Consider the following 18,290-nt stretch of genomic DNA (forward strand, 5'->3'; position numbering starts at 1 on the left):
CTATAATTTGATTCAACCAGTTGATGAGCGAGTGCCATGGCCTCCCTGCCCCTGCGTGCCCTGACCCTGCGCCAGCTGCAGTTCTTTTCCGTGCTGGTCCAGGAGGGCCAGTTCGGCCGCGCCGCGCGGCGCCTGTCCATCACCCAGCCGGCGCTGAGCAACGCCATCAAGCAGATGGAGAAGCTGCTCGGCGCGGAACTGCTGACCCGCACCACCCACCGCCTGGAGCTCACGCCTGTGGGCGCCGAAGTGCTGGCGCGCACCGACTTCCTGGTCAACACGGTGGAAGTGGCGCTGCGCGACATCGAGAGCACCGTGCGGCGCGGCCGCGCCTTCGTGCGCATCGGCGTGATTCCCTCGGCGAGTTCCAGCGTGGCGACGGCGGTGAGCGGCTTCCTGCGCGAGACCGGTCACGAGGCCGAACTGGCCTGGCGTGACGCGCCCTCGACCACGCTGCTGGCGGAGGTGCGCAGCGGCCAGCTCGACATGGCCGTCGCGGCCATCACCGAGCCGCCGGGCGGGCTGGCCTGCGTCGACCTGTTCCGCGATCCGCTGGTGCTGGTGTTGCGCCGCGACCACCCGCTGGCAAAGGCGCAGGAGGCGAGCTGGGAGGCCATCGGCCGCGAGCGGCTGGTGCTGTTCGAAAGCGGCAGCATGCCGGCCCTGGGCGACCCGGCGCGGGCGCAGTTCGCGCAGGGCGCCGAGCCCTACCGGGTCAGCTACTCGGAAACGCTCTACGCGCTGGTGCGCGGCGGGCTGGCGCTCGGGCTGATGCCGCGGCTCTACACCGACTCGCTGCGCGATCCGGAATTGAAGGTGCTGCCGCTGGCGAAGCCGCGCGTCGAGCGGCGGGTGGTGCTGGTGTACCTGCCGGGGCCGATGCGCAACGTGGTGGCGCAGGCGCTGATCGCCTTCCTGCGGCAGCGTCTGCCTGCGCCCTCGGCGGCCCCCGTTCGCGCACCGCGTCGCCGTGGCGCGAACGCGGGGTAGCTGAAGATATCGTCGCAGCTGTCACAACAGGCGTTCACGGCACGTCTTGAAGATGATGGGCAGCCGAATCAAGATGAAGCTGTCCTCGATCTCAACGAACCAAAGGACCAGCCATGAAAGTCGTGATCATCGGAGGCAGCGGCCTCATCGGAAAGAAGCTGTCGGCCCTGCTTCGGCCGGCCGGCCATGAAGTGATGTCGGCCTCGCCGTCCTCGGGCGTCAATGCCGTGACGGGGGAAGGGCTGGACCAGGCGCTGGCGGGTGCGCAGGTGGTGGTCGACGTGACCAATTCGCCTTCTTTCGAGGACAAGGCCGTGCTGCAGTTCTTCCAGGCGTCGACCCGCAACCTGCTGGCGGCCGTCGCCAAGGCCGACGTGGGTCACCTGGTGGCCCTGTCGGTCGTGGGCGCCGACCTGCATCCCGACAGCGGCTATTTGCGCGCCAAGGTGGCGCAGGAATCGCTGATCAAGGGCGGCGACGTGCCCTACACCATCCTGCGGGCGACCCAGTTCTTCGAGTTCCTGGCGCCGATCGCCGATTCGGGCACGCGCGGATCGACCGTGCGCGTGTCGTCGGGCATGTTCCAGCCGGTGGCGGCGGCCGACGTCGCGGCGGCGCTCGCCGACATCGTGGGCCAGGCGCCACTCAACGGCTTCTGCGAACTGGGCGGGCCCGAGCGCGCTCCGCTGGACGACCTGGTCCGCCGTGTGCTCCAGGCCAAGCGGGACGCGAGGACGGTCGAGGGGGATGCCGATGAACCCTACTTCGGAACGCGGGTGAGCGACGATTCCCTCATGGCGGGCGAGAAGGCCAGGATCGGCAGCACCTCCCTCGAGAGCTGGCTGGCGGCACAGGCGAGCGCGGGCTGAGCGGCACGGTCCGGCGGCGCGCCGGGTGGGGTGGGGCGGGCCCGATCAGTGCAATTCGGCCGCCATGTGGATCGTCTCGCGCACCCGCGGGTAGATCTGTGCGTTCCACTTGCTGCCGCTGAACACGCCGTAGTGGCCGACGCCGGCCTGCAGGTGGTGGACCTTCAGGTAGGGCCGCACGCTGGTGCACAGGTCCTGCGCGGCCACGGTCTGCCCGATCGCGCAGATGTCGTCGCGCTCGCCCTCCACGGTCAGCAGGGCGGTGCGGCGGATCGCGGCAGGATCGACCCTGCGCTCGCCCACCGTGAGCGCGCCGCGCGCCAGGTCGTAGGTCTGGAACACGCGCTCCACCGTCTGGAGGTAGAACTCGGCCGGCAGGTCGTTCACCGCCAGGTACTCGTCATAGAAGTCGCGGATCACCGCCGCCTGGTCGAGTTCGCCCGCGGCCAGGTGCTCGTAGAGGCGCTGGAACTGCTGCCGGTGGCGCTGCGGGTTCATGCTCATGAAGGCCGCGAGCTGCAGGAAGCCGGGGTACACGCGCCGCATGCAGCCCGCGTGCGGCCAGGGCACGCGGCTGATCAGGTTGCGCTCGAACCAGTCGATGGAGCGCTCGTTGGCCAGCTTGTTCACGGCCGTGGGATTGATGCGGCAATCCACCGGCCCGGCCATCAGCGTGAGGCTCCGCGGCGCGGCGGGGTGGTCGTCCTCTGACATCAGCGCGGTGGCGGCCAGCGCGGCCACGCAGGGCTGGCACACCGCCACCATGTGCGCGCCGGGGCCGATCGCCTCCAGGAAGGCGATGAGCTGCAGCGTGTAGTCGTCCAGGCCGAAGCCGCCCTCCCACAGCGGTACGTCCCGGGCGTTGTGCCAGTCGGTCACGTAGACGTCGTGGTCGCGCAGCAGGGTGCGCGCGGTTTCGCGCAGCAGCGTTGCGAAATGGCCCGAAAGTGGTGCAGCCAGCAGCACCGGCGGATGCACCACGGCGGTGTTCTTGCGGAAATGCAGCAGCGTGCCGAAGGGGGCGCGGAGGAAGACTTCCTCGTGCACCTCGACCGCCTCGCCGTCCACCATGACGCTGTCGATGCCGTAGGCGGGCCGGGTGTGCGTGAGGCGCAGGCGCGAATAGACATCCGCCAGCGCAGCGAACTGCCGCAGGGCGCCACGGGCGGCGGCCTCGTCCCAGGCCGGGCCCCCGAGGTACTGCGCGGCGAGCCGGGAGGGCGAAAGCAGGTCGGCATTGGTCTGGTAGGCCCGGTACAACATGCACCGGCCGAAGGCAATTTGCGGGCCAAGGCCGGCAAATGGCCGCGGGCGCCGCGCACTGTTCTGGCACAGGCCTTGCACGGTTCGTGCTGCCCATCCCGGCAGACCAGGAGTCAGCATGGCCGCCAAACCCGTTCTCACCATCAGCAGCCGCAACTATGGGGCCTGGGCGCTGCGCGGCTGGCTGATGTGCCGGCTGGCTGAACTGGACTTCGTCGAGAAGGTGATCCCGCCCGACGACCCGGCGATGAAGGCCGAGATGCTGCTGCTCTCGTCGTCCATGCGGGTGCCGTCGCTGCAGCACGGCAAGGTGACGGTGTGGGACACGCTGGCGATCGGCGAGTACCTGCACGAGATCAAGCCCAAGGCCGGACTGCTGCCGGCAGACATCGGCGCGCGCGCCCATTGCCGCGCGATCTGCGGCGAGATGCATTCGGGCTTCGCCTCGATGCGTGGGGCTTTGCCGATGAACATCAAGGCGCACTTTCCGGGCTTCAAGATCTGGTCGCGCGCGCAAGCCGACATCGACCGCATCGTGCAGATCTGGCTCGAATGCCTGCAGGCCTACGACGGTCCGTTTCTCTTCGGCCGCCAGCCCTGCATGGCCGATGCCATGTACGCGCCGGTGGTCACCCGCTTCATCACCTACGACGTGGCGCTGGACAAGCTTTGCGCCGCCTATGCGAAGCGCATCGCCGAGCTGCCGGCGATGCAGGAATGGGTCGCGGCGGCAAAGCTGGAGCCGGAGGAGATCGACGAGCTGGATGCGGAGTTCTGAGACGAAGCTCTCCCCCCGGGCTCCCCCACTTCGTGTGGTCCGGGCCGACGGTGCGGTTCATCTCGAAACTCAGAGCTCGGTGGCGAACTCGCGCAGGTCGCGCGGCGGCCGGCCCAGCCATTCGGCCAGCGGCGCGTTGTCCGCGACGTTGTCCAGCTCCAGCATCACGCGGGTGTCGGTGCACCAGGGCAGGGCGGGAATGAAGTCGCCGATGCGCGCGCTCAGCGCGCCCATCCAGGCCGGCAGGCGCAGCAGATGCGCCGGCTGCGCGGTGCCGGCGCGGCGCGCGCCACGCAGCGTGGCGATCAGCTCGGCCAGCGTCATCTGGCGTGCGCCGCCGAACTCGATCACGCCGCGGAAGGGTGAAGCCGGGTCGGCCAGCGCCGCCGCCGCGTGGGCCAGGTCCTCGACGTAGACCGGCTGGAGCCTGGCGCCGAGTGCGGGACCGGGCATCGCCAGCACCGGCAGCATGGCCAGGGTGCGGAACAGCTGGGCCGCATCGCCGCCCGCGCCCAGCACCACCGAGGGCCGCAGCGCGATCCAGGAGGGGCCGTCGGCAGGCAGGGCCTGGAGAGCGGCCTCGGCGGCGCGCTTGGTGCGCGCGTAATGCGTGGCGTTGTCCTGGTCGCCGCGGCCGATGCCCAGGGCCGAGATCTGGACGATGCGGCGCACGCCGGCCTGGGCGCAGGCCTGGAAGAGCGCGGCCGGCACGGCAGTGTGCACGGCCTGCATCGGCCGGCGCGCGCTGTCGCGCAGCACGCCGACCGCGTTGACGACCGTGTCGACGCCCGCAAGCCGCGGCAGCCACGTCGGGACCTCGGTGTCGCGCGAGAAGTCGATGGGCACATGCGGCAGGTCGGTGCGAAGCCGCGTGGCGCTGCCGCAGCTCACGCGGTGGCCGGCCTGCAGCAGTGCGGCGGCGATGCGGCTGCCGATGAAGCCATTGGCGCCGCAGACCAGGACATGGAGGGGCGTGCTCATGGTCGTCTCTTTCATCGGCGGCCGGGCGACGGCAGCTCGCAGGAACCAGGCGCGAAGGCCGGGGACGGGCGGGTCATCGAAACTGCCTTTCTCGATATTTCAGTCAAAACAGAAACTAACAGTCAAAAAAATGTTCACATGGGCAGGCTTGCATGGTGGGCGTCCGGATCGTCGCTGCCCTTGTCGCTGTCGCCGCGCACGAACCTCTGCACGCTGGCGCCCAGCGTGAGCACCTTGTCCAGCGTGGACGGCGACAGGCGCAGCATCTCGTCGGCCCAGCTGCCCAGCTTGGCCATCAGTTCCATGGTGGCGCGGATGCGGTCCTGCGCGTCCGCCGGCTCTCCGGCGAAATCGGGGCTGGCGATCACCTCGCGCAGCATGCGGATCGTCGGGTCGAACTCGCGTTCCTTGCGCTCGCGCACCACGGTGCGGAACAGCTCCCATACGTCGACGCTGGTCTCGAAAAAGTCGCGCCGGTCGCCCAGCACGTGGGTGATGCGCACCAGGTTCCAGGCCTGCAGTTCCTTCAGGCTGTTGCTGACGTTGGAGCGGGCGACGTTGAGCGTCTCCGACAGCGCCTCGGCATGCATCGGCCTGCCGTGGACGAAGAGCAGCGCGTGGATCTGGGAGACGGTGCGGTTGACGCCCCACAGCGACCCCATCTCGCCCCAGTGGAGTACGAACTTGCGTTGGATATCGGTCAGTTGCATGTATGGCCTCGGGATCGAGTCTACGGTTTTCGATATTTCTGTCAATAGAGAAACACAAAACCAGTGCAGGCCTTCGCGATTGGTGAAATACTGGATGTTCATCCAGCATTCAAGGTTGGCGACATGACCGATGCCTTCATCCCCATCCATGCCATCAAGGGCCGTGGCGCGGCCACCCGGCTGGCCCATCGCTTCGAGCGCGAGGCGCGCGACGCCTACGACGACGGCTGGGGCACGCTCGAGGATGGCGCCGCCGAGGCCGAGGACCTGCAGCCGCTCCAGACCGAGGTGCGCTTCGAGGACGTGAAGTCGGTGCTCGGCGGCAACGAGTCGCCCGACATCTACTTCGACCGCTCGATCAACCCCTACCGCGGCTGCGAGCACGGCTGCATCTACTGCTTCGCGCGGCCCACGCACAGCTACCTCAATCTCTCGCCGGGGCTGGACTTCGAGACCAAGCTCATTGCCAAGCGCAACATCGTCGAGGTGCTGCGTGCGGAACTCGGGCGCCGCAACTACCGGCCGAACCAGATCGCGATCGGCACCGCGACCGACTGCTACCAGCCGATCGAGCGCGAGCTGCGCCTCACCCGATCGGTGATCGAGCTGTTGGGCGAGGTGCGCCATCCCTTCGGGCTGGTCACCAAGTCCAGCGCGGTGGAACACGACCTGGACCTGATCGCGCCGATGGCGGCCGCGCACCTGGCGGCGGTGTACGTGACCATCACCACGCTGGACGGCGAGCTGGCGCGCAAGCTGGAGCCGCGAGCCGCCGCGCCGCATCGTCGGCTGCGCACCGTGCGCACGCTGGCGGAGGCCGGCGTGCCGGTCGGCGTGAGCGTGGCGCCGCAGATCCCCTTCGTCACCGAGGACATGGAGCAGGTGCTCGAAGCCGCCTGGGAGGCCGGCGCGCGCAGCGCCTTCTACACCGTGATCCGCCTGCCTTGGGAGGTGGCGCCGCTCTTCAAGCAGTGGCTGGAGCTGCACTACCCGCAGCGCGCGGGCCGCATCATGGCCCGCATCCGCGAGATGCGTGGCGGCAAGGACTATGACGCCGACTTCGGCACGCGCATGACCGGCACCGGCCTCTGGGCCGAACTGATCCGCCAGCGCTTCGAGAAGGCGACGCAGCGCATCGGCTTCAACCGCGAGCGCATCACGCTGGACCTCAGCGCATTCCGGCCACCCGGCGCAGCGGGGCAGGGCAGTCTGTTCTAGCGTCGGGGGTCGCGCTGCGGGATTCGACGCCGCACCAGTCGCCGCCCAGCGCCTTGACCAGGAACACCGCGACCAGCAGGCGCTGACCCTGCAACTGTGCGGCCTGGCGCTCGGCCGTGAGCAGCGACTGCTGGGCGCTGATCACGTCCAGGTAGGTCGAGGCGCCGCCCTCGTAGCGCGCGGTCGCCATGTCGAGCACGCGGCTTGCCGAGGCAACGGAGGCCTGCGACTGAGCCACAGCACGGTCCAGCGCGGCCAGGCCGCTGATGCCGTCCTCGGCTTCCTGCATGGCGGTGAGCACCACCCGCCGGTAGTTGGCCACCGAGGCGGCGTGGCCTGCCTGCGCGAAGTCCACGTTGGCGCGGATGCGCCCGCCGTCGAACAGGGTCTGCGTGGCCGAGACGCCGACGGACCACAGCAGGCTGGGCGCATCGAAGAGGGTCTCGATCATGCGGCTGTCCACGCCGACGACGGGCGCCAGCACCACGCTGGGGTAGAAGGCCGCGCGCGCCACGCCGATCTGCGCGTTGGCCGCGGCCATGGCGCGCTCGGCGGCGGCCACGTCGGGCCGCCGCTCCAGGACCTCGGACGGCACGCCCAGCGGAATCGGCGGCGGCGTGATCGGCCGCAGGTCCGTTGCCAGCGTGAAGCTGGGCGCGGGCGTGCCGGTCAGCGTGGCGATTGCATGCTCGTACTGGGCGCGCTGCCGTCTCACCACGTCAACCTGGGCCAGGGTGCTGTCCAGCAGCGCCTGCTGCTGCGCGACGTCCAGCCCGGAGACGGCGCCGAGCTCGTGGCGCGCGCTCACCAGATCGAGCGCGCGGCGCTGCAGTGCGATCGAGCGCGACAGCACGTCCAGTTCGGTGTCGGTGGCGCGCAGGTTGAAGTAGGCCGAGGCCAGGTCGGCGGTCAGCAGCAGCCGCGTGTTCTCCAGGTCGGCCTCCGACTGCGCGGCGGAGGCGGTCGCGCCTTCGACCGAGCGCTGCACGCGGCCCGCGAGGTCGATCTCGTAGCTGGCGTTGAGCGAGAGCGCGAAGTCGTTCTGCACCGTCGAGAAGTTCTGCGTCGCGTAGTTGGTGAGCGGGCGGTTGGCCGAGATCCTCAGACGCGAGGCGCGCGTGCCCAGGCCCAGCTGCGGATAGCGCGCGGCATCGGCCGCGGCCAGCGTGGCGCGCGCCTGCGCGAGTCGCGCACCTGCCAGATCGAGCGTGGGGCTGTTGGCGAGGGCCTGCTGTTGCAGGCGGTCGAGCCCCGCGTCGCCGAAGCGCCGCCACCACGGGCCCTTGTCTTCGGTGTCGCTGGGCGCGGCCTCGCGCCAGGGCGACTCCACCTGCCAGCTCACCGGCACTTCAACGGCCGGCTTTTGGTAGTCGGGGCCGGCCGCGCAGCCTGCGGCGAGCAGCAGAGCGACGGCGGCCGCGAAACGCAAGCTCACGCCGGCTCCTTCGCGACCGAAACGATGTCGCCCTCAGCCAGCGAGTCCGAGGGATTGAGCACCAGCCGATCGGTGGGGCCGATGCCGTCGATCACCTCCACCGTCTCGCCGTAGTTGCGGCCGAGCTGGACCGTGCGCAGCCGCACGCGGCCCTCGCCGTCGACCACGGCCACGCGCGTGCCGTCGCCGCGGAACAGCAATGCATTGGCCGGAATGCTGAGCGCGCGGCTGGCCGCCAGGGGCAGCGAGACCTGCACGTAGGCGCCCGGCAGCAACAGGCCCTCGCGGTTGGGCAGCGCGACCTCGACCTGCATCATCCGTGTGGCGGTGTCGATGGCGCCCGAGGTGCGCGCCACCTCGCCCTTGAAGCTCTGGCCGCGCAGCTCGGCCTGCGTCACCACCACCGGCTGCCCGGCTTTCACCAGCTGCGCATAGGACTGCGGCACGTTGATGTACACGCGCAGCGGATCGGTCTGCGCCAGCAGGAACAGCGGCCGGCTGCCGCCGGCGTCGATCAGGTCGCCCACGTCCACGTTGCGCCGCGTGATCACGCCGTCGAAGGGCGCGACGATGCGCTTGAAGCCCTCGGTCTGGCGCAGCCGCTGCACGTTGGCATCGGCGGCCGCCAGGTTGGCGGTGGCCTGGGCCAGGCTGCTGCGGCGCTCGTCCAGGTCCTGCTGCGAGACCACGTCCTTCTTGCGCAGGTTCTCCCAGCGCGCCACCGTGCTTTTCGCGAGCTCCAGGCTCGATGCCGTCTGCTGGCGCGCGGCGATGGCCTGCGAGAGCTGCTGGTCGATCTCCGGCGTCTCGATCTCCGCCAGCAGCTCGCCCTTCTTGACCTGGCTGCCGATGTCGCGGGTCCAGCGCTTGAGGTAGCCGCTCGCGCGCGCCGAGATCGGCGCCTGCACGAAGCCCTGCAGCGTGCCCGGCAGCGCCAGCGTCTGGCCGGCGGCGGCGGTCTGGGGCAGGGCGGTCTTCACGTACTGGCGGGCCAGCTCGGTCGAGGAAGCCTCGAGGTCCTTGGCATTGGCGATGCGCACGAACACCGTGCGCGCCGCGCCGACGGCCAGCAGCACCGCGACGACGATCACGCCGATGCGGGCGCGGCGGACGATCTGGCGCCGCCGCAGCAGCGCATGGTGGTCGCCGCCCTCGTCGTCGATCGGGTGGATGGCCAGGCCCGCGTGGCGTTGTTCGGTCATGGTTTCAACTCTCCTGCGGCGCGGCACCACCCGGCGGGGATGGCGGCGCCGGCGATTCGGCTGCGCGCGCGGCCTTGCGATGGGCCAGGCGGCTGTGGATGCCGGCATACACGGCCGGCACGAAGAACAGAGTGGAGACGGTCGCGAACAGCAGCCCGCCGATCACCGCGCGGCCCAGCGGCGCGTTCTGCTCGGCGCCTTCGCCCAGGCCCAGCGCCATCGGGATCATGCCGATGATCATCGCCAGCGCCGTCATCAGCACCGGGCGGATGCGGGTGGCGCCGGCTTCCAGCGCGGCCGACAGCGGCGGCACGCCGGCGGCCAGCCGCTCGCGCGCAAAAGCGATCAGCAGGATGCTGTTGGCGGTGGCCACGCCCATGGTCATGATCGCGCCGGTGAGCGCCGGCACGCTCAGCGTGGTGCTGGTGAGGAACAGCATCCAGGCGATGCCGGCCAGCGCCGCCGGCAGGGCGGTGATGATGATCGCGGCGTCCAGCCAGGACTGGAAGGTCACGACGATCAGCAGGTAGACCAGCACGATCGCCATCGCCAGCCCGACGCCCAGGCCGATGAAGGAGGTCTGCATGGTCTCCACCTGGCCGCGGATGGTAACCTGGCTGCCGCGCGCGAGCTTGGGCCGCATCTCGTCGACCAGCGTCTTCACTTTCGCCGCGACGCTGGCGAGGTCGGTGCCCTGCACGCTGACGTACACGTCGACCACCGGCGAAATGTTGTAGCGCGAATACACCGCCGGCGAGCGCCCGGCCTGGGCTTCCACCAGGTTGCCCAGCAGCTGCGGCGGCGCGGCCGAGGGGCCCGAGGCGCCCACCGGGATGTTGAGCAGCGAGTCCAGCGAATCGACCTTGTACTGCGGCGTCTGCACCGCGACGTTGTAGACCACCCCGTTCTGCGGGTTGAGCCAGAAGGCCGGCTGGGTCTGCGAGCTGCCCGACAGCGCGATCAGCACGTTCTGCCCCACGTTCTGCGCGGTCAGGCCGACCTGCTGCAGCCGCGTGCGGTCCATCTGCAGGTTGAGGCCGGGCCCGTCCAGGCGCTGGTGAACGTGCGCATCGACCGCGCCGGGGATCTTGCGGATCTCCTTGACCAGCTCGGCCGCCCGCGCCGCATTGCCTGCCAGGTCGTTGCCGCTGAACTGCACGTCGATGGCCGCGGGCAGGCCGAAGTTCAGAATCTGGGTGACGATGTCCGCCGGCTGGAAGAAGAACTCCACGCCCGGAAAGCGCTTGGGCAGCTCGGCGCGCAGGAGCGAGACGAATTCCTCGGTCGGCCGGTGGCCGTCGCGCAGCGACAGCAGGATCTCGCCGTCCAGCGTGCCGATGGTGCCGGCGTTGCTGTACGAGAGGTTGATGCCGCTGTTCGGCACGCCCAGGTTGTCGAGGACGGTCTCCAACTGGTCCTTGGGGATCAGTGTGCGGATGGCAGCCTCCACCTCGTCGGCCAGGCGCGCCGTCTCCTCGATGCGGGTGCCGGTGGGCGCACGCATGTGCAGGCGGATCTGGCCCGCGTCCACGGTCGGGAAGAAGTCGCGGCCCAGCGCCGGGTAGAGCAGGCAGGAGAGCAGGCAGAAGCCGAGGAAGACGGCGATGAATCCCGTGCGCTTCGACAGCAGGGCCGACAGCACCAGCGTGTAGGCGCGGCGCACCCGCTCGAAGCGCCGGTCGAAGCTGCGGTAGAGCCGCTGCAGTGCGCCGGGCCGTGCCTCCGCCGCGGCGCCGGCCTGCGCGTGCACCCCGCCCATCAGCAGCATCACCAGGGTCGGCACCAGCGTGCGCGACAGGATGTAGGAGGCCAGCATCGCGAACACCACCGCCTCGGCCAGCGGCACGAACAGGAAGCGCGCCACGCCGGAGAGGAAGAACATGGGCACGAACACGATGCAGATGCACAGCGTGGAGACGAAGGCGGCCGGGCCGATCTCGCCGGCGCCGACGAGGATGGCCTCTTCCAGCGGCGTGCCCATGTGCAGATGGCGCTCGATGTTCTCGATGGTCACGATCGCCTGGTCGACCAGGATGCCGACCGAGAGCGCCAGCCCGCCCAGTGTCATCAGGTTGAGCGTCTCGCCCAGCGCGTACAGCGCCAGGATGGAAGCCAGGATCGACAACGGGATGGTCAGCCCGATGATCAGCGTGCTGCGCCAGTTGCCCAGGAAGAGCAGCACCATCGCCGCCGTGAGCAGGGCCGCGATCACCGCCTCGGCCACCACGCCCTGCACCGCCGCTTTGACGAACAGCGACTGATCGAACAGCGGCGTGACCTTGATGTCCTGCGGCATGCCCTGCTGCGCCACCGGCAGCATGGTGCGCAGGTTGTCCACGATGTCCAGCGTGGACGCGCCGCCGTTCTTGATCACCGACAGCAGCACGCCGCGCACGCCGTCCTGCCGCACGATGTTGGTCTGCGGCTGGAAGCCGTCGCGCACGTAGGCCACGTCGCGCAGGTAGGTGGTGGCGCCGCCTGAGGTGCGCACCGGCAGGTCGTTCAGGCCGGCCAGCACCTCGGGCGAGCCGTTCATGCGCACGCTGTACTCGGTGGCGCCGAACTTGGCGGTGCCCGAGGGCAGGATCAGGTTCTGCGCGTTGACCGCGTTCACCACGTCCGCCGGCGTCAGGCCGCGCGCCTGCATCGCCTGGGTGTCGAGGTCCACCGAGATCACCCGGTTCTTGCCGCCGTAGGGGAACGGGATGGCCACGCCGGGGATGGTGATCAGCTGCGGCCGCAACTGGTTGATGGCCGAGTCGAACAGGGCGTTCTCCGGCCGCTCGGTGCTCGACAGCGCCAGCTGGATCACTGGGATGCTGGAGGCCGAGTACTTGATCACCAGCGGCGGCGTGATGCCCGGCGGCAGCTGGCGAACCTGGGTCTGCACCGAGGCGACGGTCTGCGCGATCGCGGTCTCGATGTTGGCGTTGGGCTGGAAGAAGATCTTGATCACGCTCACCCCGGCCAGCGACTGCGACTCGATGTGCTCGATGTCGCTGACCGTGGTGGTCAGCCCGCGCTCGGTCTGGCCGGCGATGCGCTGCCCCATTTCCTGGGCCGGCAGGCCGCCGTAGTTCCAGATGATGCTGAGCACCGGGATGTTGATCTCCGGGAAGATGTCGGTGGCCATGCGCTTGAGCACCAGCGGTGTGGCCAGCACGATCAGCATCGCCATCACGATGAAGGTGTAGGGGCGGCGCAGCGCGAGCGAGACCATGGACACGGCTTGTTACTTCCCGGGAAGGGGGCCATCATAAGGAGCAATGGCTAGACAATAGTTCCAATGCAGGAGATTTACCTTTCTTCATCGACGGCCGCCCCCTTCCGGCTGGTGGTCATGGGCGTCTCGGGCTGCGGCAAGTCCAGCATGGGCGCGGCGCTGGCCCGCGAATTGGGCCTGCCGCTGGTCGAAGGTGACGACTTCCATTCGGCCGAGAGCGTGAGCAAGATGCGCGCCGGCACCCCCCTGACCGATGCCGACCGGGCCGGCTGGCTGGATCGGCTGGGGCAGGAACTCGCCGCCCATGCCGGCGACGGAGTGGTGCTGAGCTGCTCCGCGCTCAAGCGCGACTATCGCGACCGGCTGCGGGCGGCGGCGCCCGGGTTGCGCTTCGTCTTCATGGAACTGACGCCCGAGGAGGCAGAGCGCCGGGTGGCGGGGCGGTCCGAGCACTTCTTTGCGGCCAGCCTGGTCGAGAACCAGTTCGCGACCCTCGAATCGCCGGTCGGCGAGGCTGGCGTGCTGGCGGTCGATGCGACCGCGCCGATCCCGCAGCTCGTGGCGCAGGTCCGGGCCTGGCTGGTGTCGGAGGCCCCGGCCGGGACGTAGCCAGTTCCCGCAAGCCCGGTCGCGGGAGGGGGCGCTAAGTTCGCCTCATGTCCGACACCCCGCCGCCCGGTCACTATGGTGCCGCCGGTGGTGGCGGGCGAGGCCATCATCGCGCTGGCCATCACCGAGCCCGGCGGCGGCTCCGAGGAAATCATGAAGGACCTGGCCGCGCGCCAGTGGGGGATCTGAATCCATGGCGGTGATCGAATCCACGCTCTCGCCGCACGGCGAAGCCTTCCGGGCCCAGCGCGACGGCATGCTCGCGCTGATCGGGCGCATCCGCGACGTCGAGGCCCGCACCGTGCAAGCCTCGGCGGCGTCGCGCGAGCGTTTCGAGAGGCGCGGGCAGTTGCTGCCGCGCGAGCGGCTGGCGCTGCTGCTCGATCCCGGCGCGCCCTTCCTGGAGCTGTCCACCCTGGCGGGCTTCGGGCTGGACAACCCCGACCCCGGGAAGAGCGTGCCCGGCGGCGGCGTGATCTCCGGCATCGGCTTCGTCTCGGGCATCCGCTGCATGGTCAGCGCCTCGGATTCCGGCATCGACGCCGGCGCGCTGCAGCCGATGGGGCTGGACAAGCAGTTGCGCGTGCAGGAACTGGCGCTGGAGAACCGCTTGCCCTTCGTCCAGCTGGTCGAGAGCGCCGGCGCCAATCTCATGGCCTACCGCGTGGAGGACTTCGTGCGCGGCGGCAACATCTTCCGCAACCTCGCGCGGCTGTCGGCGGCGGGCCTGCCGGTGGTCACGGTGACGCATGGCTCCTCCACCGCCGGCGGCGCCTACCAGACCGGCCTGTCGGACCACATCGTGATGGTGCGCGACCGCACCCGCGCCTTCCTGGCGGGCCCGCCGCTCTTGATGGCGGCCACCGGCGAGGTCGCGAGCGAGGAGGAACTGGGCGGCGCGCTGATGCACACCGGCATCTCCGGCCTGGGCGACTACCTTGCCGAGGACGATCGCGATGCGCTGCGCATCGCGCGCGAGATCCTGGCCGGGATCGACTGGAACCGCGGGCCGCCGCGCGAGCTGCGCGACTTTCGTCCGCCCCGCCATGACGCCGAGGAACTGCTGGGCATCATGCCGCTCGACCCGAAGCGGCCGGTCGACATGCGCCAGGTGATCACGCGCATCGCCGACGACTCCGACTTCCTCGCCTTCGGCGAGAACTACGGCCCGGCCACCGTCTGCGGCACGATCCGCATCGAGGGCTGGCCGCTGGGCGTCATCACCAACAACGGGCCGATCGACGTGCCCGGCGCGAACAAGGCCACGCACTTCATCCAGGCCTGTTGCCAGGCGCGCACGCCCATCCTCTATCTGCAGAACACCACCGGCTACATGGTCGGCCGCGCCCACGAGGAGGCGGGCATGATCAAGCACGGCTCGAAGATGATCCAGGCGGTGACCAACGCCACGGTGCCGCAGTTCACCATCCACTGCGGCGCTTCCTACGGTGCGGGCAACTACGGCATGTGCGGGCGCGGCTTCCATCCGCGCTTCTGCTTCTCCTGGCCCAACGCCCGCACGGCGGTGATGGGCGGCGAGCAGGCGGCGCGCACCATGGCCATCGTCACCGAGGCCGCGATGCGGCGAAAGGGCGAGGTCGACCAGGCGAAGCTCGACGCGCTGCAGCGCCAGATCGTCGAGCGCTTCGAGCGGCAGACCAGCGTGTTCACCACCAGCGCGCTGCTGCTCGACGACGGCGTGATCGATCCGCGCGACACCCGTCCCCTGCTGGCTCAGCTGATGTCGATCTGCCGCGATGCCGAGGCGAAGGTGCCGCAGCCCATGCAGTTCTCGGTGGCGCGGCCATGACGACAGGACGCGTCGCCACCATGAAAATGATCCTGACCCCCGCCCGCAACCCCGACGAATACCTTGAGCAACTGGACGGCTGGCAGCAGGCCTATGTCCGGGCACTGCGGCAGGCGATCGAAGAGGAACAGGACACGCCTCTGGGCCGCGACACCGTGCAGACCCTCGTGCAGGAAGCGAGCCGGCTCAATCGTGTTCTCGGGGATCCGACCGTGAAGTCCGCGCCGTGATGCCTGGATGAAGCAGCGATCGCCTTTCAGCGCCGCTTGCCGTCCTTCCTGGCGGCAGGACGCTTCGCAGCAGGGCGTGCCCGCTTCGGCGGCGCGCCGGAGCGCAGCGCGGCCTCCCAGGCCATGCGGCCCCATCGCAGGGCCGCTTCGCGATCCTCGAAGATCTCTTCGGGCGCCTGCCGGTACGACATCTCCGTGCGCCGGCCTTCGCGCTCGTAGCCGAAGGCGGGCAGGCCGCGTCGCTCGAAGGCCGCGAGCGTCTGGTCATCGGCCTTGAGGTAGAGGGTGTCGTTGGCCACCAGCCCGAACATGCGGCCATCGTGGTACACGCCATGCCCGCCGAACATGCGGCGCGCCTCGATGCGCCCCATGCGCTCGAAGACTTCGTGAAGACTCTGGACGAACTGGCTCATCGTGCGTGCTGTCGCCTGCCATCACGCGGCGGCTTGCTTTCCGGCCGGTTCCCCGGATTTCATACCTTGCGGATGGGACCCGGATAGCGCGAAACATTGGCATCGGCGGTCAGGAGCGTCATGCCTTCCGCGGTGGCTTGCGCGACCAACAGCCGGTCGAAAGGGTCCTTGTGGATGGGGGGCAGGCTTTCCACGGCCAGCGAATGCTCTCCCGTAATCGCCAGTTCGGCATAGCCGTTGTCCAGCAAACCCCGCCGCAGCAGAGGCGCATCCACCTGGAAGTCCGGCCGGTCGAGCCCGCGCTTGATGACGACCTCCCAGATACTCGCAACACTGAAGAAGAGCCTGTTGTCGGGCGATTCGATCATCTTGCGCGTCGAGGCGGAGAGTCGCTTCGGCGTCCCTGCCGCCCACAGCAGCAGATGCGTATCCAGAAGCAGTCTCATGGGGCGATGCCGAACAGGCGTTCGATCTCCGTTGAACCCATCGTGTCGAAGTCATCCGGCACGCGTAACTGACCAGCGAGGAATCCAAGACGCTTGGGCGGCGAATCTTCCGGCACATCGAGCGGCACCACCTTGACCATGGGTTTGCCCGCCTTGGCGATCACGAAAGACTCCCCGCGCGCCACGCGCTCGACGATGCGCGACAGGTGCGTCTTGGCTTCGTGGATGTTGATCGTTTGCATGGCGGATGCTTGCACAAGGGTGCAGGGGTGGACTAAGTTTGGTTAGTTTAGTCGATCCTGGGGAGGGCGGCGATGGCGACAGAAGGCGGGCGCGGCGGGCATGCGCACTCAGCCCTGCAGGATCGCAGCGTGGTGCGCGAGGTGGTCCGCCACGAAGGTCTGGACGAAGTAATAGCCGTGGTTGTAGCCCTCGTGCCGGCGCAGTGTGAGCGGCTGGCCCGCCGCGCGGCAGGCGGCCTCGAGCCGGTGCGGGTGCAGCTGCTCGGCCAGGAAGTTGTCGGCCAGTCCCTGGTCCACCAGGATGCCCTCCGGGTAGGGCGCCGCGGTCTGCGACTGCATCAGCGCGCTGGCGTCGTGCGCGAGCCATGCCGCGCGGTCCGGGCCGAGGTAGCCGCCGAAGGCCTTCTCGCCCCACGGGCACTCGGTCGGCGCGCAGATCGGCGCGAAGGCCGACAGCGAACGGAAGCGGCCCGGGTGGCGCAATGCCAGCGTGAGCGCGCCATGGCCGCCCATCGAGTGGCCGAAGATGCCCAGGCGATGCAGGTCGATGGGGAAGTGCCGGCCCAGCATCGGCAGCAGTTCGTTCACGAGCCAGCTTTCCATGCGCCAGTGCGTGGCCCAGGGGGCCTGGGTGGCATCGAGGTAGAAGCCGGCGCCGACGCCGAAGTCCCAGTTGTCGCTCTCGCCCGGCACCCGCGCGTCGCGCGGGCTGGTGTCGGGCGCGATCAGTGCCAGGCCGCGCTCGGCCGCCAGCCGCTGGGCGCCGGCCTTGACCATGAAGGTCTCCTCGTTGCAGGTGAGGCCCGCCAGGTACATCAGGGCGGGCACTGGCCCCTGCACGGCCTGCGGCGGGAGGTAGACCGAGAAGCGCATCGGCAGCCCGATCTCGCGCGATGCATGTTCGAAGAAGCCTTGGGTGCCGCCGAAGCAGCGATGGTCTGAGAGGGTCTTGATGTCGGGGCTCATGTCGGAGAAGGCGTCACCAGTTCGAAGACCGCGTCGGCGAAGGCCTGCGGCTTTTCCTGCGGCAGATTGTGGCCGGCGCCAGGCACCACGCGATGCTGGTGCGGGCCGGTGAAATGGCGTGCGTGCGCGGCGGTGCCGCCGATCGCCATCACGCCGTCGTCGGCGCCGTCGAAGGTGATGGCCGGAACAAGGATCGGCGGCTGCACGGCCAGGCGGCGCTCGATGCCGTCATAGGCCGGGTCGCCGGGCACCAGGGCGTAGCGATGGCGGTAGGAGTGGATCACCACGTCGACGAAGTCGGGGTTGTCGAAGGCGGCGGCGCTGCGCGCGAAGGTGGGAGGGTCGAAGGCCCAGGTTGGCGACCACAGCTTCCACAGCAGCCCGCACAGCGCGCGCCGGTCCTGCGCCAGCCCGGCGCGGCCGCGTTCGCCGTGGAAGTAGTACTGGTACCAGTAGCGCTGCTCGTTCTCTGGCGCGGCCGGCTTCGCCGAAGCGGCGATGTCCTGGATGTTGTAGCTGTTGAGCGAGACGAGCCCTGCACAGCGCTCGGGCCACAGTGCCGCCACGATGCAGCAGGCGCGCCCGCCCCAGTCGTAGCCCGCCAGCACCGCGCTCGGGATCGCCAGCGCATCCAGCAGCGCGAGCAGGTCGGCGCCGAAGGCCCCCTGCTGGCCGGAGCGGGGCGTCGCCGCGTCGAGGAAGCGCGTCGTGCCGTAGCCGCGCATGAAGGGCACGATGACCCGGCACCCCTTGGCCGCCAGCAGCGGCGCGACCTCCGCGTAGGCATGGATGTCGTAGGGAAAGCCATGCATCAGCACCACCGGCGGCCCGTCGGCCGGGCCGCTCTCGTGGTAGCCGATGTCCAGCACGCCGGCGCGGACCTGGCGCAGCGGCGTCATGGTCGT

The 18,290-nt window shown here is 69.6% G+C and carries 18 protein-coding genes; 7 read left to right on the plus strand and 11 right to left on the minus strand.

Translation table 11 applies throughout. The annotated features are described in order from the left end of the window. The first annotated feature begins 36 nt into the window (after positions 1 to 36). Together A8M77_RS20495 and A8M77_RS20500 are read left to right on the plus strand one after the other, a co-directional pair. A complete protein-coding gene (locus tag A8M77_RS20495; protein WP_086923360.1) occupies positions 37 to 990 on the plus strand; it encodes a LysR family transcriptional regulator in 954 nt (317 codons plus the stop codon). Positions 991 to 1,103: 113 nt separating this feature from the next. Next, positions 1,104 to 1,859, plus strand: a complete 756-nt coding sequence (locus A8M77_RS20500; protein ID WP_086923361.1) for an SDR family oxidoreductase — start codon at positions 1,104 to 1,106, stop codon at positions 1,857 to 1,859. A gap of 45 nt (positions 1,860 to 1,904) precedes the next feature. Here the strand turns inward: A8M77_RS20500 and A8M77_RS20505 are convergent, their stop codons facing one another. After that, complete coding sequence (locus A8M77_RS20505; RefSeq protein WP_086923362.1) at positions 1,905 to 3,122, minus strand: polyhydroxyalkanoate depolymerase; 1,218 nt, start codon at positions 3,120 to 3,122, stop codon at positions 1,905 to 1,907. Positions 3,123 to 3,240: 118 nt separating this feature from the next. Here A8M77_RS20505 and A8M77_RS20510 point away from each other — a divergent pair, with 118 nt between their 5' ends. Further along, the gene (locus A8M77_RS20510) at positions 3,241 to 3,900 is read left to right on the plus strand and encodes a glutathione S-transferase (protein ID WP_086923363.1); all 660 of its coding nucleotides are present in this window, start codon (positions 3,241 to 3,243) and stop codon (positions 3,898 to 3,900) included. A gap of 69 nt (positions 3,901 to 3,969) precedes the next feature. On the opposite strand, the gene A8M77_RS20515 is transcribed toward A8M77_RS20510, so the two are convergent. Then, positions 3,970 to 4,881 (minus strand): NAD-dependent epimerase/dehydratase family protein, encoded by a 912-nt coding sequence (locus A8M77_RS20515; protein WP_086923364.1) that lies wholly within the window; start codon positions 4,879 to 4,881, stop codon positions 3,970 to 3,972. Between the two features lie 134 nt (positions 4,882 to 5,015). Further along, on the minus strand, positions 5,016 to 5,591 hold the full coding sequence (locus A8M77_RS20520; protein ID WP_086923365.1) for a GbsR/MarR family transcriptional regulator: 576 nt from the start codon (positions 5,589 to 5,591) through the stop codon (positions 5,016 to 5,018). 123 nt (positions 5,592 to 5,714) lie between these two features. Here A8M77_RS20520 and A8M77_RS20525 point away from each other — a divergent pair, with 123 nt between their 5' ends. Further along, the gene (locus tag A8M77_RS20525) at positions 5,715 to 6,809 is read left to right on the plus strand and encodes a PA0069 family radical SAM protein (protein WP_086923366.1); all 1,095 of its coding nucleotides are present in this window, start codon (positions 5,715 to 5,717) and stop codon (positions 6,807 to 6,809) included. Here the strand turns inward: A8M77_RS20525 and A8M77_RS20530 are convergent. The 3 genes from A8M77_RS20530 to A8M77_RS20540 are packed head-to-tail and all read right to left on the minus strand — an operon-like array spanning position 6,760 to position 12,672. After that, positions 6,760 to 8,244: an efflux transporter outer membrane subunit gene (locus A8M77_RS20530; RefSeq protein ID WP_086923367.1), complete on the minus strand. Its 1,485-nt coding sequence runs from the start codon at positions 8,242 to 8,244 to the stop codon at positions 6,760 to 6,762. The genes A8M77_RS20525 and A8M77_RS20530 overlap by 50 nt on opposite strands. Continuing rightward, the gene (locus tag A8M77_RS20535; protein ID WP_086923368.1) at positions 8,241 to 9,446 is read right to left on the minus strand and encodes an efflux RND transporter periplasmic adaptor subunit; all 1,206 of its coding nucleotides are present in this window, start codon (positions 9,444 to 9,446) and stop codon (positions 8,241 to 8,243) included. The genes A8M77_RS20530 and A8M77_RS20535 overlap by 4 nt, the downstream gene beginning before the upstream one ends. A 4-nt stretch (positions 9,447 to 9,450) precedes the next feature. After that, positions 9,451 to 12,672, minus strand: a complete 3,222-nt coding sequence (locus A8M77_RS20540) for an efflux RND transporter permease subunit (RefSeq protein WP_086923369.1) — start codon at positions 12,670 to 12,672, stop codon at positions 9,451 to 9,453. 60 nt (positions 12,673 to 12,732) lie between these two features. On the opposite strand from A8M77_RS20540, the gene A8M77_RS20545 reads away from it, so the two are divergent. From A8M77_RS20545 to A8M77_RS20555, 3 genes are all read left to right on the plus strand, one after another. After that, positions 12,733 to 13,278: a gluconokinase gene (locus tag A8M77_RS20545; protein ID WP_238136898.1), complete on the plus strand. Its 546-nt coding sequence runs from the start codon at positions 12,733 to 12,735 to the stop codon at positions 13,276 to 13,278. Between the two features lie 193 nt (positions 13,279 to 13,471). After that, the gene (locus A8M77_RS20550; RefSeq protein WP_086923370.1) at positions 13,472 to 15,088 is read left to right on the plus strand and encodes an acyl-CoA carboxylase subunit beta; all 1,617 of its coding nucleotides are present in this window, start codon (positions 13,472 to 13,474) and stop codon (positions 15,086 to 15,088) included. Positions 15,089 to 15,108: 20 nt separating this feature from the next. After that, positions 15,109 to 15,318, plus strand: a complete 210-nt coding sequence (locus A8M77_RS20555; RefSeq protein ID WP_143694683.1) for a hypothetical protein — start codon at positions 15,109 to 15,111, stop codon at positions 15,316 to 15,318. A 26-nt stretch (positions 15,319 to 15,344) separates the two neighbouring features. Here the strand turns inward: A8M77_RS20555 and A8M77_RS20560 are convergent, their stop codons facing one another. The 5 genes from A8M77_RS20560 to A8M77_RS20580 form a co-directional block, all read right to left on the minus strand. Beyond that, positions 15,345 to 15,731 (minus strand): TfoX/Sxy family protein, encoded by a 387-nt coding sequence (locus A8M77_RS20560; protein ID WP_086923372.1) that lies wholly within the window; start codon positions 15,729 to 15,731, stop codon positions 15,345 to 15,347. 59 nt (positions 15,732 to 15,790) lie between these two features. Then, positions 15,791 to 16,177, minus strand: a complete 387-nt coding sequence (locus tag A8M77_RS20565; RefSeq protein WP_086923373.1) for a type II toxin-antitoxin system VapC family toxin — start codon at positions 16,175 to 16,177, stop codon at positions 15,791 to 15,793. Beyond that, positions 16,174 to 16,419: a type II toxin-antitoxin system Phd/YefM family antitoxin gene (locus A8M77_RS20570; protein WP_086923374.1), complete on the minus strand. Its 246-nt coding sequence runs from the start codon at positions 16,417 to 16,419 to the stop codon at positions 16,174 to 16,176. Before A8M77_RS20570 ends, A8M77_RS20565 begins: the two co-directional genes overlap by 4 nt. A gap of 108 nt (positions 16,420 to 16,527) precedes the next feature. Continuing rightward, on the minus strand, positions 16,528 to 17,385 hold the full coding sequence (gene fghA / locus A8M77_RS20575) for an S-formylglutathione hydrolase (protein WP_086923375.1): 858 nt from the start codon (positions 17,383 to 17,385) through the stop codon (positions 16,528 to 16,530). Continuing rightward, positions 17,382 to 18,284 carry an alpha/beta fold hydrolase gene (locus tag A8M77_RS20580; RefSeq protein ID WP_086923376.1) on the minus strand — a complete coding sequence of 301 codons (903 nt, stop codon included), beginning with the start codon at positions 18,282 to 18,284 and terminating at the stop codon, positions 17,382 to 17,384. The genes fghA and A8M77_RS20580 overlap by 4 nt, the downstream gene beginning before the upstream one ends. Positions 18,285 to 18,290 lie beyond the last annotated feature (6 nt).

Source organism: Variovorax sp. JS1663 (genome assembly GCF_002157355.1).
In the GTDB taxonomy this organism is placed as follows: domain Bacteria; phylum Pseudomonadota; class Gammaproteobacteria; order Burkholderiales; family Burkholderiaceae_C; genus Variovorax.

Coding starts and splice junctions, on each gene's coding strand:
- A8M77_RS20535 (WP_086923368.1), bottom strand. CDS start 9,446: ATGACCGAACAACGCCACGCGGGCCTGGCCATCCACCCGATCGACGAC.
- A8M77_RS20520 (WP_086923365.1), bottom strand. CDS start 5,591: ATGCAACTGACCGATATCCAACGCAAGTTCGTACTCCACTGGGGCGAG.
- A8M77_RS20515 (WP_086923364.1), bottom strand. CDS start 4,881: ATGAGCACGCCCCTCCATGTCCTGGTCTGCGGCGCCAATGGCTTCATC.
- A8M77_RS20505 (WP_086923362.1), bottom strand. CDS start 3,122: ATGTTGTACCGGGCCTACCAGACCAATGCCGACCTGCTTTCGCCCTCC.
- A8M77_RS20555 (WP_143694683.1), top strand. CDS start 15,109: ATGAAAATGATCCTGACCCCCGCCCGCAACCCCGACGAATACCTTGAG.
- A8M77_RS20545 (WP_238136898.1), top strand. CDS start 12,733: ATGCAGGAGATTTACCTTTCTTCATCGACGGCCGCCCCCTTCCGGCTG.
- A8M77_RS20500 (WP_086923361.1), top strand. CDS start 1,104: ATGAAAGTCGTGATCATCGGAGGCAGCGGCCTCATCGGAAAGAAGCTG.
- A8M77_RS20510 (WP_086923363.1), top strand. CDS start 3,241: ATGGCCGCCAAACCCGTTCTCACCATCAGCAGCCGCAACTATGGGGCC.
- A8M77_RS20560 (WP_086923372.1), bottom strand. CDS start 15,731: ATGAGCCAGTTCGTCCAGAGTCTTCACGAAGTCTTCGAGCGCATGGGG.
- A8M77_RS20550 (WP_086923370.1), top strand. CDS start 13,472: ATGGCGGTGATCGAATCCACGCTCTCGCCGCACGGCGAAGCCTTCCGG.
- A8M77_RS20525 (WP_086923366.1), top strand. CDS start 5,715: ATGACCGATGCCTTCATCCCCATCCATGCCATCAAGGGCCGTGGCGCG.
- fghA (WP_086923375.1), bottom strand. CDS start 17,385: ATGAGCCCCGACATCAAGACCCTCTCAGACCATCGCTGCTTCGGCGGC.
- A8M77_RS20570 (WP_086923374.1), bottom strand. CDS start 16,419: ATGCAAACGATCAACATCCACGAAGCCAAGACGCACCTGTCGCGCATC.
- A8M77_RS20565 (WP_086923373.1), bottom strand. CDS start 16,177: ATGAGACTGCTTCTGGATACGCATCTGCTGCTGTGGGCGGCAGGGACG.
- A8M77_RS20495 (WP_086923360.1), top strand. CDS start 37: ATGGCCTCCCTGCCCCTGCGTGCCCTGACCCTGCGCCAGCTGCAGTTC.
- A8M77_RS20580 (WP_086923376.1), bottom strand. CDS start 18,284: ATGACGCCGCTGCGCCAGGTCCGCGCCGGCGTGCTGGACATCGGCTAC.